The sequence below is a fragment of the Streptomyces sp. NPDC002076 genome, assembly GCF_053593835.1.
Genome location: NZ_JBSFDI010000033.1, coordinates 53,390 through 65,949 on the forward strand (window position 1 = coordinate 53,390; position 12,560 = coordinate 65,949).

At 68.7% G+C, this 12,560-nt stretch carries 12 protein-coding genes and 4 pseudogenes; 7 read left to right on the forward strand and 9 right to left on the reverse strand.

Features of this window, described 5'->3' with window-relative positions:
* The first annotated feature begins 63 nt into the window (after positions 1–63).
* The gene (locus tag ACWCQS_RS41775; protein ID WP_451009348.1) at positions 64–591 is read left to right on the forward strand and encodes an SDR family NAD(P)-dependent oxidoreductase; all 528 of its coding nucleotides are present in this window, start codon (positions 64–66) and stop codon (positions 589–591) included.
* Positions 588–824 carry an SDR family oxidoreductase gene (locus tag ACWCQS_RS41780; RefSeq protein ID WP_451009349.1) on the forward strand — a complete coding sequence of 79 codons (237 nt, stop codon included), beginning with the start codon at positions 588–590 and terminating at the stop codon, positions 822–824. The genes ACWCQS_RS41775 and ACWCQS_RS41780 overlap by 4 nt, the downstream gene beginning before the upstream one ends.
* Before the next feature lie 260 nt (positions 825–1,084).
* Here ACWCQS_RS41780 and ACWCQS_RS41785 read toward each other — a convergent pair.
* Together ACWCQS_RS41785 and ACWCQS_RS41790 are read right to left on the reverse strand one after the other, a co-directional pair.
* A pseudogene (locus tag ACWCQS_RS41785) lies at positions 1,085–1,481 on the reverse strand (transposase); the annotation flags it as partial.
* A 237-nt stretch (positions 1,482–1,718) separates the two neighbouring features.
* Positions 1,719–2,166: pseudogene (locus ACWCQS_RS41790) on the reverse strand (transposase domain-containing protein); the annotation flags it as partial.
* A 96-nt stretch (positions 2,167–2,262) separates the two neighbouring features.
* Between ACWCQS_RS41790 and ACWCQS_RS41795 the strand changes: the two are divergent.
* Positions 2,263–2,475, forward strand: coding sequence for a hypothetical protein (locus ACWCQS_RS41795; protein ID WP_451009350.1), 213 nt, complete (start codon positions 2,263–2,265; stop codon positions 2,473–2,475).
* 412 nt (positions 2,476–2,887) lie between these two features.
* Here ACWCQS_RS41795 and ACWCQS_RS41800 read toward each other — a convergent pair whose 3' ends face one another.
* Positions 2,888–3,817: an NmrA family NAD(P)-binding protein gene (locus ACWCQS_RS41800; RefSeq protein ID WP_451009351.1), complete on the reverse strand. Its 930-nt coding sequence runs from the start codon at positions 3,815–3,817 to the stop codon at positions 2,888–2,890.
* 479 nt (positions 3,818–4,296) lie between these two features.
* Between ACWCQS_RS41800 and ACWCQS_RS41805 the strand changes: the two genes are divergently transcribed.
* Entirely contained in the window at positions 4,297–5,433 is a 1,137-nt protein-coding gene (locus ACWCQS_RS41805; RefSeq protein ID WP_451009352.1) for a HoxN/HupN/NixA family nickel/cobalt transporter, read from the forward strand.
* Positions 5,434–5,631: 198 nt separating this feature from the next.
* On the opposite strand, the gene ACWCQS_RS41810 is transcribed toward ACWCQS_RS41805, so the two are convergent.
* Positions 5,632–6,063: a hypothetical protein gene (locus tag ACWCQS_RS41810; protein ID WP_451009353.1), complete on the reverse strand. Its 432-nt coding sequence runs from the start codon at positions 6,061–6,063 to the stop codon at positions 5,632–5,634.
* A 122-nt stretch (positions 6,064–6,185) separates the two neighbouring features.
* Here ACWCQS_RS41810 and ACWCQS_RS41815 point away from each other — a divergent pair, with 122 nt between their 5' ends.
* Positions 6,186–6,392 (forward strand): hypothetical protein, encoded by a 207-nt coding sequence (locus tag ACWCQS_RS41815; RefSeq protein WP_451009354.1) that lies wholly within the window; start codon positions 6,186–6,188, stop codon positions 6,390–6,392.
* 34 nt (positions 6,393–6,426) lie between these two features.
* Here ACWCQS_RS41815 and ACWCQS_RS41820 read toward each other — a convergent pair whose 3' ends face one another.
* The 4 genes from ACWCQS_RS41820 to ACWCQS_RS41835 all read right to left on the reverse strand — a co-directional run bounded on the left by ACWCQS_RS41820 (position 6,427) and on the right by ACWCQS_RS41835 (position 10,007).
* Positions 6,427–6,738: a hypothetical protein gene (locus ACWCQS_RS41820; RefSeq protein ID WP_451009355.1), complete on the reverse strand. Its 312-nt coding sequence runs from the start codon at positions 6,736–6,738 to the stop codon at positions 6,427–6,429.
* Between the two features lie 342 nt (positions 6,739–7,080).
* Entirely contained in the window at positions 7,081–8,076 is a 996-nt protein-coding gene (locus tag ACWCQS_RS41825) for an MBL fold metallo-hydrolase (protein ID WP_451009356.1), read from the reverse strand.
* 346 nt (positions 8,077–8,422) lie between these two features.
* Complete coding sequence (locus ACWCQS_RS41830; RefSeq protein WP_451009357.1) at positions 8,423–9,304, reverse strand: NmrA family NAD(P)-binding protein; 882 nt, start codon at positions 9,302–9,304, stop codon at positions 8,423–8,425.
* Positions 9,305–9,467: 163 nt separating this feature from the next.
* Entirely contained in the window at positions 9,468–10,007 is a 540-nt protein-coding gene (locus ACWCQS_RS41835; RefSeq protein WP_451009358.1) for a carbonic anhydrase, read from the reverse strand.
* 197 nt (positions 10,008–10,204) lie between these two features.
* Here ACWCQS_RS41835 and ACWCQS_RS41840 point away from each other — a divergent pair.
* Positions 10,205–10,384 (forward strand): annotated as a pseudogene (locus ACWCQS_RS41840) (DUF2975 domain-containing protein); the annotation flags it as partial.
* Between the two features lie 9 nt (positions 10,385–10,393).
* Positions 10,394–10,563 (forward strand): annotated as a pseudogene (locus tag ACWCQS_RS41845) (helix-turn-helix domain-containing protein).
* A gap of 496 nt (positions 10,564–11,059) precedes the next feature.
* Here ACWCQS_RS41845 and ACWCQS_RS41850 read toward each other — a convergent pair.
* Positions 11,060–12,541, reverse strand: a complete 1,482-nt coding sequence (locus tag ACWCQS_RS41850) for an MFS transporter (RefSeq protein WP_451009359.1) — start codon at positions 12,539–12,541, stop codon at positions 11,060–11,062.
* Between the last annotated feature and the right edge of the window lie 19 nt (positions 12,542–12,560).

Here is a 12,560-nt window from a genome sequence, read left to right on the forward strand (position 1 = left end):
GTGTAGAGCACATACCGCCCTCGTCCGCAGGGTGCGGACACACCCCACCCAGAGGAGAAAACAATGAGCCTCCCGCTCGAAGGCAAGGTCGCCGTGGTCACCGGCGGCGCGTCCGGCGTCGGCCTGGGGATCGCCCAGGAATTCGTGGACCAGGCCGCCCGCGTGGTCATCACCGACCTGCACCAGAAGGCGCTGGACGAGGCTGTCGCCACGATCGGCCCGGACTCCTCGGGCATCGTGGCCGACGTCACCGAGCTCGCGGACATGGAGGCGGTCTACCAAGAGGTCATCGCACGGCACGGACACCTCGACGCGGTCGTGGCCAACGCCGGCATCGGCGCGCACGCCCCGCTCGGCGCGATCACCGAGGAGCAGTTCGACCGGACCTTCAACGTCAACGCCAAGGGCGTCCTGTTCACCGTCCAGTCGGCGATCGGGCTGCTGCCGCCCGGCGGCACGGTCGTCATCATCGGCTCGACCGCGTCCATCCAGCCCCCGGCCGGCATGGGCCTGTACGGCGGCGCCAAGGCCGCGGTACGCGCCTTCATCCGGTCCTGGATCCAGGACTACAGGGCTCCGGCATCCGCATGAACGTCCTCAGCCCCGGTGCGGTCGACACCGAGTCCCTGCGGCGCGCCCTCGCCATGGCGCAGGGCGCCGACGCCGTCCCCGCCGCGGTCCGCAAGATGGGCGAGGGCAACCCCACCGGCCGGATCGCCGACCCGCGCGAGATGGGCAAGGCCGCGGCGTTCCTCTGCAGCGACGCCTCCAGCTTCATCACCGGCGTCGAGCTCTTCGCCGACGGCGGCATGGCACAGGTCTGAGCAGCCAAGCCGTGACACGCGCGCCCGGCGACCAGGCCCGCCGGGCGCGCGTCACCCCCGCCGACATCCCCTTCCCGGGCCTGGCTTCGACCGGGCCGTTCCCGCCGGCGCGCAAAAGCCCGCGATCACGACCCTCCCCGTCGGGGTCAGGCGCGATGGCCGCCCCGCACACTACTAGCCACCGGCCGTGGCAGGGTCGTGGTGGGCGAAATCCCCCACGAGTCACCCGCCTTCGTGTTGCGTGGGGAGTTGGCTGATGCCGGCAGAACCCCGTCCCACCAGCCCTGCTCGGCCGAAGCAGCGGCCTTGACCGGACGCTCGACGGCCTTGCCGGCAGGACGGACACGCACTGCGGCGAAGCGGGAACGTAACTCTCCTCGCGAGCCCTGCCGCCAGGCGAGGGATGTGAAGGAGTTCCGTCCGAGGCCGGCGGCCAGGGCCGCCACCGACGGTGCGGGGTGGCGGTAGCGGGGCTGGGGCCAGCAGCCGATGGGTCCGTTGCGGTCTGGCGTCTCGGGCTCCGCGTCGAAGGGGTGGGCGGTCACATCCGCGCGGACGGCCGGCACGTAGTCGATTCCGCGGTCGGGCAGCGCAGCTCGCAGGTGTGCATTGGGTGCCATAGGCGGCGTCGCCCACCACGACCGGCGGCCTCATGCCCGTGCCTGACTGGCTTGGGTTGGTTCAGGGATCTGAGAGCTGGGCCTCATGGGTCCCCGCACCTTGCGCCCGAAGGGCGCCAGCCCCAGCCTCGGGGCGGCCCGAACGGCAGATGAGATGCGGCCGCCTTCTTCAGTCCCGGGAATCAGCAGCATCGTCCTGGCACGACGCCAGGACGTGCTTCGGGACAGACCAACCTCTGCGCCTGCCGGGCAAGCGGGCCCGGCGCGCTCGACAGAAGGAATCCGCTATGAACGCAAGGGTGCCGGTTTCGCACAGGGCCATGAGCCGCAGATGCGGATAACCCCCCATGACGTGCCATCCGCTTGCCCAGCACTCCTGTGACGCGAGGGTCGTCCAGTGCCTTCATGGAACTGCAGCCGTCGAAGGTGACGGTCCGCCAGCTGCGGCAGCACACACCGGGAGTCGACGGCCACGCCAGGGGACCTGCGACCGTCTCGAACAGCATCTCGAACAGGGCGGCGCCGCGACGGCGACGAAGATCGCGCAGTGCCTTCTCCGATACGAAGGGTACGCACTCTCGTCACAGTCCGGCCGTCGGTTTGTCTCACACCCGCGCGTAACCGAGCTCGGGGAACAGCCAGAGCGCTAGGACGAAGTACACGCCGACGCGGGACGGCGGCCTGCACAACCGACGCTGCATGGTACGGGTGCGCCCCAGCACTCCTCGACGTCCCACAGACTGTGTGCAAGCCCCAGGATCTCCGCGCCTACCATCACCCGGCGGCCACTTTCGGGGCATAGTCACACCGCGACCGCGATGAACGACGTGGGCCCGATGGCGGAGGAGGTCGCCCCCGCCACTGGGGAACTGCTGGGCAATTTCCCCCAGGCGGCGTTCAGCCACATCGGACTGATCAACGCGGCCTGGTCGATCTCCCAGGCCAAGCAGCACCAGTTGGACCCCGCGCGCATCGTGGAGAGCTCGGCGTTCTACCGGCAGACCTGTCGGCCCACCCCCACCCAGTTGTGAGGGCGGCACCATGGCGCGGGCCGCACGAGCTTCTGCCTCCCCCGGCCACCCGATAGGTGCGCGCCCGTAAATCTGCGGCCCTGAGAACCCGTTGATGCGCCTGGCAGGCGCGCAGAATGGGAGGTCCCACCCGCGCCCATCCCGCCGTCCAGGCCCCTCACGCCCCGGGACCAAGATCCGGACCGTTCCCGGTCCACGGCGTCGGCCGAGCAGCCCTACGAGGGTCGTTTCCACTGGTCAGAAGGGCCGCATTGTGTACCGTCGGACCAAGGACATTCTTTGCGGCTACTCCCCCAGGCAGCTCGGCTTCTTCCAGGACGGACACCCAAGTCGCCCGGCGCGAGACCTGCCGACCGGGCGACCCTCGTCCAGATGGCCCTGCAGACCGGTCGGGCGGCCTGAGCAAGCAGCTTCAGCGAGTGAACAGTTCGGGGTTTCTGCGGACGAAATCGGCCACTCCGGCAGCGGGCCGCCCAATGATCTGTTCCATGCCGTCCGCCTGGCGATCGTAGCGATTGGCTGCGTGCAGGCGGGCCATCGTGGAGGTGTGCTGGAAGACGTGATCCGGCAGCCCCAGTGCTCGGAGATCGTGGTCAAGCCATTGCTGCAGGGGAACGTTGGTGTAGCCGACCGTCCGGCCCGAAGCCGCGGAGATCTCCGCCGCCATGGCGGCGATGCTCTCCGATCGGGGGCCGGTCAGCTCGTAGACACGGCCGACGTGCCGGGCCGGATCGGCCAGGATCCCCTCAACGGCAGCCGCCACGTCGTGGGCCGCGATCGGGGAGGTCTTCGCCTGGCCGAACGGCAGCCTGATGGTGCCGTCCCGCCGGATCGACGAGAAGCCCACCTGGAAGAGCGGATTCTCCAGGAAGACGGTGGGCCTGACCTGGACGACGGGAAGGCCGGACCAGCCGAGAAGCTGTTCGACCAACCACTGCTGCCGTTGCTGATGCGACTCGGACGTGCTGGTGAGATCCATCTCGGAGACGGTCAGCTGCGACATGTTGACGAAGGCTTCCAGCCCGCCGTAGGCGCGCGCGGCGACAGCTGTCGTCACGGCGGCCGGCAGATACTGCTCCGATACGGCCATGCCGAAATACACCCGCCCACAGCCGTCCAGAGCCTCGGCGACGTCGCGTGCGGACGTCAGGTCACCGACAACGACTTCGGCGCCGGTCGCACGCAACGCCTCAGCGCGCTCGTCATCCCGACGCACCAGGGCCCGGACCTTCAGCCCCCGCCGCCGAAGGCCTTCGACCACGGTCCGGCCAACAGCGCCGACCCGGCCCGCGGCACCGGTCACCAGAACGGGCCGCATGTGTGCTTCCAGGGTGTGGTCCACGGAGGCAGACTGCGGCGCGCACGGCCAGGGCGCAACTGGAGTGATCCCACCTGGTGAAGTCGTCCACGGCGATCGACGGCACGCGGCTGCCGCGAAGCGGTACCACCTGGCCCAGATGGGCACCCAGGTCGCGCATGATCCAGCTGCCGCAGGTGACCACCGGGGTGCGGGGGTCGGCGCTGCGCACCAGCCGCTCGAAGGCCACCGCCTTCTCACCCAGCACCGCCAGATAGGTGTGGGTGGCGGGCAGCAACGCTGCTGGGGACTGTTCCACAGCGACGCTGCCATTAGGAGTATATACTCGTATTTACGGGACGGCGAGAACGTGCCCCGAGTCCACACCCGCCGGCCCAACGCGGGCCGACGACCTGGGGACCCCGGGCATCCACGCTGCTCATGGGGCTTCGTCCGCCAGCCGGGAGACCGGCCGCCGCACCGCACGAAACTCATCCGCAAGGCGCTCGAGAGGCTGACCCCAGATGACTGTGCCCGAAAACGCTTCCCTGACCGCTGTCCGTCCTGTGGCGGCCGCCACCACACCGGCCATCCGCTGGCAACGCCGGGACTGGTGGCGCGCCGGCGGACTCCTGGCCGTCATCACGGCACTGCACCTGGCGGCGTTCGGGATCCTGGCCGCGCTCGTGGCCCCCCACCACTACAAGGTCGGCAGTGAGGTCTTCGGCCTCGGGCTCGGAGTGACCGCCTACACCCTCGGCATGCGGCACGCCTTCGACGCCGATCACATCGCCGCCATCGACAACACCACCCGCAAACTCATGGCCGATGGCAAGCGCCCCATTTCCGTCGGTTTCTGGTTCGCGCTGGGCCATTCCACCGTCGTGGTGCTGCTGGCTGCCGGGATCGCCGCGGGCGCGCGGCTGACGACGACCCTGACGAGCGACAACTCCAGCGCACGCCAGCGCCTGGGCGTGGTCAGCACACTGGCGTCCGGCAGCTTCCTCTACCTGATCGCCGCACTCAATCTGGTAGCGCTGGCTGGGATCTGGCGGGTCTTCAAGGCGATGCGCGCAGGACGGTTCGACGAACACGAACTGGCCATGCACCTGGACAGCCGCGGCTTCATGAACCGCATCCTGGGCCGGGTCACCCGCTCCGTCTCCCGCCCGGAACAGATGTATCCGGTCGGGCTACTGTTCGGGATCGGGTTCGACACCGCCACCGAGGTCACGCTCATGGTGATGGCCGGCTCCGGCGCCGCCGCAGGACTGCCGTGGTACGCAATCGTCTGCCTGCCGCTGCTGTTCGCCGCCGGGATGAGTCTGTTCGACACCCTTGACGGGACATTCATGAACTTCGCGTACCACTGGGCCTTCTCCAACCCGGTCCGCAAGGTCTACTACAACCTCACCATCACCGGCCTGTCCATCACGGTCGCCTTCCTCATCGGCACGATCGAGTTGGTCGGCTCCCTGCACGACCAGCTCCGCCTGACCGACCCGGCCACCGGCTGGATCTCCGGGATCGACCTGAACAACGCCGGCTTCGTCATCGTCGGCCTCTTCGTCGTCGTGTGGGCCTGCGCCTTGGGCTACTGGCGCATCGCCAAGGTCGAACACCGCTGGAACCACGCGGGCAGCCAGGTCGAACCGAACTGATTCGCCAGGGAATCCATGAGTCCACCCGCATATCGGCTGGAAGTATGCCGTGGCCGGACGGCGTGCCCGGCGTAGCTCTGTTTTGACGGTAGCGGTCTGCCTGCTGGACGAGGATCACGCCGAACTCCACCTCGCGCTGATCGGCGGCAGTCCGCTGTCCTTCTTCACACTTCCCGGGTGGATGGGCCTGGATGCGGCCTACCCCTCCGCGTGTGCACTGGCCTCGGGCAACCGGCTGTTCTTGTCGATCCCGACCCGCCCGAAGCGCATCAGCACCATGTGCCGCCCTGTCCGTACGTCGCCCTTTCGGTCCCTGTCACCGACGCGGACGGGCGCTTCGGCGCCCTCACCGTCCTTCGGCTGGAGACCTTCGGCACCTTCCGGGCGACGGAGCACGCAGACTTGCAGGAGATCGGCAACGAACGGGCCACGACCCTTGCCCAGCTCGCCCGAAAACGGCGCTGCGATCGCAGCCGGCCCCACGCCGATGCTCGTGCCTGTAGGTTCCGACCCGGATACGAGCATCTGCACACCGGGCTGGCGGGTATCGGGCGTCCCTGGCTCCGCGGGCGCCAGCCTGATGTATCCACTGCGGCGGCTCGACGACTTGCTGAACCAGGCCACGACCATGGAGGCCCTCGTCGGGGCAGCTCGGTACTGCCTCATGTCCCCGTTCCGCGCTCGGCCGTGGTGCCGGCCTCTGCCAGCGAGGGCCGTCTGTGGGTGCTCGGGCTCAGCGGAGCCTCCCCGGCATGGTGCGCAGTCTCCATGGAACCGGTCTGGACGCCCGGACACCGGCGGCCGAGGCAATCCGTGGGCGCCCACTGTTCATCGCCTACGGCCAGTCGACGACCCTGACCTACCCGGCCGGCACGGGGCGCCATTTCCGTGAGCGCCTGCGGGTGATCGACTCGCTTCAGCTCACGGCCGAGCATCAGGTGGCGACGCCCGCAGACTGACAGGACGGCGAGGACGTCATCATCACCCCCGCAGTCAGCGACGCCGAGGCGGCCGGGCGTTTCCCGGGCTGCAAGATGGCGCGCGCTCGGACGGGTTCCTCGGTGCCGCAGCCGGGCCCGCGGAGTCGGATCGGGCCGTCCCTGACGTTGTGCATCGGTCCTCGAGCAGCCGGCGTGCGGTGAGGGCGAGCCCGGCCGGCATCAGACCGATGGGCAGGGTGAGGTCGATGCCCAGGGCCTTGCCGAGGTGTTCGAGTCCGCGGGCGGCGCTGTTGTGGTGCAGGTGGAGGAGGTGCGCGGCGCGGCGCAGGGACCCGGTGGCGCGGTGGGCGTCCAAGGTGTCCAAGTCAACGGATTCGGCGGACGGTTGAGCGATCGCCGGTACGTCGACTTGGGCGTGCAGGGCGTCCTGCGGCAGCTCTGCCAGGAGCGCCAGGGCGCTCAGGTCGTCGTAGGCGACGACGGGCCCACGCGCGGTGGTGAAGCGGAGGGCGGTGCGTGCGTGCCTGCCGCCAGGCGAGGGCGGGGCTGTCGGCGGCGCCGATGCCCACGGGGTGACTCATCGGCGATGCGGGCAACCGGGCAGGCAAGTTGATCAACTCAATGCGCGACAGGGTCCTGGAGGCACTCAAACCTGGTCGGTAAGCCGCGGTAGGCGCAGTTCTCTTCTGGCGCAGAAGCCCGCACGTCAGGCGGGTGCGCTCTCAAGGTGCAACGAGGTGCCGGACGAGCTTGGTACCCAGGCCGACGGGAGCGCAGCAGCCAGTGCATGCTGCGCACGCCAGCCTGTGCAGTGGCCGGGAACGACTAGGCTCGGCGCGAATTGCGCCAGGGCGGTGATCGTCGGCGGGATGATCGGTTCGAATGCGGGCCCGCTCAGATGCAGTCCGCCGACGAGGGCATGGAGCCGGTCGACCTGGGTGAGGCGTAGGGCGTGTCGAACGATGTTGACCGCGCCGGCGTGGCCGCAGCCGGTCAGCACCACCAGTCCGTGCCCCCGCAGGTTCACGACGAGGGCCTGATCGTCGATGATTTTCGCGTCGTGTGCCCACCGCTCGCCCGTCCACGCCTCATGACTGGGCGGCATGCCTCGTTCGAACTCAGTTGTCCTGTCGACTTCACCAGTGATCAGTACGCTCTCATCGAGGAGCAGGGAGGGTACGCGCCGTTCCACCACGTCGAATCCCTCCTGGCGCAGAGCCTTCTTGCTGACGGTGGGAAACGGCTGGATCTCTGAACCCGGGAGCACCATGCGACGGCGAGTCCACACTTCGGGATGTACCAGCATCGGCATAGTTGAGGCGCGCCGGCGTCCCGCGAGCCCCGCCAGACCTCCGGCGTGGTCGAAGTGGCCGTGACTGAGCACGACCGCTTGGAGATCGTCGAAGCGCACTCCGAGCCGGTCGGCGTTGACGACCATTCCTGTCGGCGAGAGCCCGGCGTCGAACAGCAGCGAACTGGTGTGTCCGAGCCGCTTGATCGTGACCAGCGCGGAGAAGCCGTGCTCGGCGACGAGGCCGACGAAGGTCTCGCCCTCCTCGAAGTGCGGCGCGGGCTTGACACCGACGCCGAAGGGAGCACGGCGCGTGCGCTCATCGCCGCCCAGCAGAGCGTCGTAGACGTTGTCGACGAGAATCGTGATCTCGACCTCGTCGACCGGTTCAAGATGAATGGGGTCCACCACGGGCCCGAAGGCGGGACGAGGCGTAGCACTGGCCGCTTCGGCGGCGGTACCTGTAGCAAGACACATGCGATTGGCTTTCTGCCGATAGTTTTCTGCTGATTGTTCGGCTTGTTCGTCGCCGACGAGTCGCCCACGACTATTGATGCATCGCCACAGCCACCACAGTGGCTTAGAGCGGGGGCGCGCGCAGCCGGGACACAGGCCGGACGGGCTGCGCACCAAGGCGGCCGACCGGGCTCTGTCTCTGCTTTCGAGGCCGCCCGGCCCACGGCGGTGCAGCGCTGCTCATCGATGCGTGTGGAAATCAGGGGCAGCTGCATGCTCCGGTCGGGCCCCTCAGGGGAGGTCAGCTTGCCGACTTGGCGGGGCCGAACCCGAACGCGGAGCGGTTCTCGTTGATGAACTCCTCGACCGTCACCAGCGGCTGGCCGGTGATGTTCGGGGCCGCGCCGCTGACGCCTGCCAGCAGCCCCTCCTGCTGGTCGATGATGATCGCCTCGAAGTGCCTGAGCTTGGCGGTGTCGTTCAGAAGACCGATCGACTCAAGGAACGTGCTCACGGTGATCTGCTCGAAGGGAAGGTCCTTGCCCAGCATCCGACTCACCTCGGCCGCGAGCTCCTGGTGGCTGTACTCGACCGGGCCGGTGAGCCGGTAGGTCTGGCCGGCGTGCTTCTCGGGCGAGGCGAAGATCTTGGCGGCGGTCAGTGCGACGTCACGGGCGGCGATCGGAGCGACGCGGCTGTCCCCGTTGAAGGGCATCGCGTAGCGGCCACGGCGGATGAACCCGGAGATGTAGAGGAGCCACTGCGTGAAAATCGTGGGTCGAAGGTGGGTGGTCGGGACGCCGGACCAGTCGAAGACCTGCTCGGCCAGCCAGTGGTTCTGGGTGGTCTTGCTGCGCGCGATGGGACGCGACTGAAAATGCGACATGCTCACGACGAGCTCGAGCTTCTGCTCCTTCGCTGCCTGCGCGAACATGACGGCCGCCTCCACCAGGCCGTCCGCCACCGGGTAGTTGAAGTAGGCACGTTGGACCCCCTCCAGGGCCCCTCGCACGTCACGGAGGTTGAGGAGGTCACCAAAAACGACCTCGGCGCCCGCCTCGCGCAGCTCCTGTGCCCGTGCATCGTCCTTGCGGACCATGGCGCGGACGTTGAAGCCGTCCTTGAGCAGGTAGTCGACCATCGGTCGGCCGGTGGCACCGTTGGCGGTGGTTATCAGAATCATTTCTTCACCTCGTGGAGTTACGGACAGGAGGGCGCGGCGTCGGCACTGCCTCGGGCTGCCGGTCGGCGCATGTCAGCTGTTGGTGCTGTTCAGGAGGTCGGCGTGGCGCGGCCGACCACTCAAAGTGATCGTGACCGTTAAGTGAGGTGGGCGAAGCCGGCGCCTATTCCTCCCCGACCCTCGCGGTCGGGGCGACGACCTCGATCAGTCCGGTCTCTACGTCGTAGACGAGCCCTGTCACGAGGCCTGCGGGCATCCTGGTCCTGAGGGCCTCCTTGAGGACCCCGACGTCGACCCGGACGGAGGCGAACGGGTCCATTACGGCTTTCCGCTCCAGCGCCTCGACGGGGATGTCGAAGTCGCTCGCGAGCATTTCGGGGAACGCCGCGATGTCCTTGATGCCACATTCGGTGTGATGCATGACCACGATGTGCGTGCCTGCGGGGCGGTCGCCGCGGTGGGCCGCGCTGACCTTCGTGAGCATGGTCAGGGTGCGGAGCACGGCCGGGGTGACGCGTCCGCCCACGTTGCGGATCGCCGTCACCTCGCCGAGGTCCAGCCCGAGCACGTGGCTCGGATCGACACGGGAGTCGACACACCCGATGACCATCAGCTGGCCGCTGCCCAGGATGTGCAGGCCCTCATGCGCGCCACGGGCGGCGAACGCGGCGTTCCGGCTTACCAGATCCTCTGTATTGATCATTTTGTTTTCCTCAAGGGTGCTGCGGGGGTCAAGCACATAAGAGCATATGCTCCTATATCGTGAGGTGCAAGCACCGCGAGGGGGAAGCGGTCTGCCACCCCGCCGACAGTAATGAGTGGGAAGATCCAGCCGACTCCGGCTGCACCGGGTAATGGAAGCGGACCAGGCAAGGGCGGCTTAGGACACGGACCAGCCGGGTGGACGACGTGATCGGCGAGATCGTGACGGCTGCCCTCGTGTGGTTCGCGGTCACGGTCCTCAATGCGCCGGGCCAGCGGGACGACCCGGGCGTCACCCTCATCATGGGCAGGATTGCCGTGGCCGTCCTGGGGGTCGCGCTCATCGTGCTCGTGCTGCGGACGCTGCTCGCCCTGGCCAGGCGGAAGATGTCCGTGGGCGAGTTCGCGGACCGTGTAGGGATCACGCCCGCCAACCTCGCGGTACGGCCGCGCCAAGGCGGTGCGCTTCGCGACGCTCGCCGCGCCTGTGTGAGGTGCTCGAATGCCAGCCGGGCGACCTGCTGCGCCGGGAGGCCGAGGATCCCGCGGGCGGATGATGTGCCCCAAGGCGGGCGTGAAAACGCCCGGCACCACGGGCCCGTGACACGGTACTGGACTCCATGGACGTGGATCGCCGATCACTGTCCCTGCGCCGGTCCGCTCGGCTGACCCAGCGCGCCGAGTCCGGCACCACCGCGCCCACCGCGACCGGCTGAACGCCCTGGACGCCGCAGCGCCGGCCCTCATGCACGCCGAGGACGACCTCGACGTCCCCCGAGCCGCGGCCTACGGTCGAGGGGCTTACCGTGGGTATGGACCGCCCCGACGAGCAGGTGATGGTCAGTGACTACCGGCTTCGGAGAGCAGCACATGGTCGACGGCGGCGATCGTGGGTATCAGCCGCGAGCCGAGACTGCTGATCACCGCCATCACTGCGATGAGGTACATGAGCACGGGTACCAGTGCTCACCGACGCCAAGCAGCGGCCCAGGCGATCGTCATCAAAAGGACCCCTCAGTCCCAGGGCGGGCCAGGGGCCGCCGCCGTCGGCTGTCAGGCGGTTGGTGCCGGGGTGGGGGCGCGACGGAGCTGTGGCAGGCAGATGATCACTCCGCTGAGCAGGCCCAGAGCGCCGAAGAGCCAGTAGGCGTTGTGGAAGGCGTGCAGCGCGGTGCTGACGCTGCCGGGTGTGCCGACGATGGCAGCGAAGAGGCTGACGCCGAGGACGGCGCCGAGCTGGCGGAAGCTCTGGTTGATCGCGGAGCCGACGGCGAACTGGGCAGGCGGCAGTGGCTTGGTGGAGGCGACGGACAGCGTGGGCAGGTTGAAGCCGAGGCTGATTCCGGTGACCGCCATGTCGGGCAGCCAGAGGGCGGCCCAGTGCGAGTGGGCCGAGACCGCCAGCGCAAGGGCGCCCTGGGCGAGGGCGAAGAGGACGGCCCCGGTGAGGAACACGACTTGGTGTCCGTACTTGTGCACCATCCGGGTGGCAGGGCGGGCGGTGATCACCGTCATGACCGGGTTGGGCAGGCAGGCCAGGGCAGCGATCAGCACCGAGTAGTGCCACACCGTCTGCAAGAAGATGAAGTTGCTCAGGATCACGGCGAAGAACGCCAGGCTGAACACAAGCGAGGCCACGTTGACCAGCCGGAACTGGTGAACCTTGAACAGCGTCAGGTCCATCACGGGCCGGGCCGCGGTGCGAGTGCGCCATACGAAGACCGGCAGCAGCACGACGGCGACGACGAAGGCGGCGATCACCCGGAGGCTGGACCAGCCCCAGCTCGGGCCCTCGACGATGCCCAGGCTCAGCGCGGCGGGAATCACCGCGATCAGCACCGCCCCCAGCGGGTCGGGGATTCCGCGAGCGCCCTGCTCGCGAGTCTCGCGCAGCAGTCGCGACCCGACGACGAGGACCAGCGCGCAGATCGGCACGTTCACCAGGAAGATCCAGCCCCAGGAGCCGTACTTGATGAGCAGCGCACCCAGGGTGGGGCCGATCGCGGCGGCGGCCGCGGCCATCGTGCCCCAGGTGCCAATGGCCGCGGGGCGGCGCGAGGGCGGGAACTCGGGCAGGATCAGGGCCAGCGAGGTCGGGATGGTCAGCGCGGCGAAGACCCCCTGCAGCCCGCGGGCGATGATGAGCACCGTCACGCTCGGGGCGAGCCCGCACAGCGCGCTCATCAGGCCGAAGCCGGTCATGCCGATGAGGAACACATGCTTGCGACCGTAGCGGTCGGCCAGGCGCCCGGCAGGTATCAGCACCGCGGCGAAGACCAGGCTGTAGATGTTCAGCACCCAGCTCAGGTGCCCGGTGGTGGTGTGGAAGCTGTGGCCGATCGTCTCGAAGGCGACGTTGACGATGGTGGTGTCGAGGAACACCACAAACACCCCGAGGCTGCTCAGGGCGAGTACGCGCCGAGCGTGGTGACGTGCGGCGGCGCTCTGGGGCTCGTCCGGGGCGGTTTCGCGGGTAGCGGTGCCGAGCGCCGCCGCCGGGGACGGAGCGCTGGTGGTCCGCTCGGGGATGGACATGTGCCGTTCCTTGTCTCGT

Coding starts and splice junctions, on each gene's coding strand:
- ACWCQS_RS41810 (WP_451009353.1), bottom strand. CDS start 6,063: ATGGTCGTGGCCTGGTTCAGCAAGTCGTCGAGCCGCCGCAGTGGATAC.
- ACWCQS_RS41830 (WP_451009357.1), bottom strand. CDS start 9,304: ATGATTCTGATAACCACCGCCAACGGTGCCACCGGCCGACCGATGGTC.
- ACWCQS_RS41775 (WP_451009348.1), top strand. CDS start 64: ATGAGCCTCCCGCTCGAAGGCAAGGTCGCCGTGGTCACCGGCGGCGCG.
- ACWCQS_RS41850 (WP_451009359.1), bottom strand. CDS start 12,541: ATGTCCATCCCCGAGCGGACCACCAGCGCTCCGTCCCCGGCGGCGGCG.
- ACWCQS_RS41805 (WP_451009352.1), top strand. CDS start 4,297: ATGACTGTGCCCGAAAACGCTTCCCTGACCGCTGTCCGTCCTGTGGCG.
- ACWCQS_RS41835 (WP_451009358.1), bottom strand. CDS start 10,007: ATGATCAATACAGAGGATCTGGTAAGCCGGAACGCCGCGTTCGCCGCC.
- ACWCQS_RS41815 (WP_451009354.1), top strand. CDS start 6,186: ATGGTGCGCAGTCTCCATGGAACCGGTCTGGACGCCCGGACACCGGCG.
- ACWCQS_RS41795 (WP_451009350.1), top strand. CDS start 2,263: ATGAACGACGTGGGCCCGATGGCGGAGGAGGTCGCCCCCGCCACTGGG.
- ACWCQS_RS41780 (WP_451009349.1), top strand. CDS start 588: ATGAACGTCCTCAGCCCCGGTGCGGTCGACACCGAGTCCCTGCGGCGC.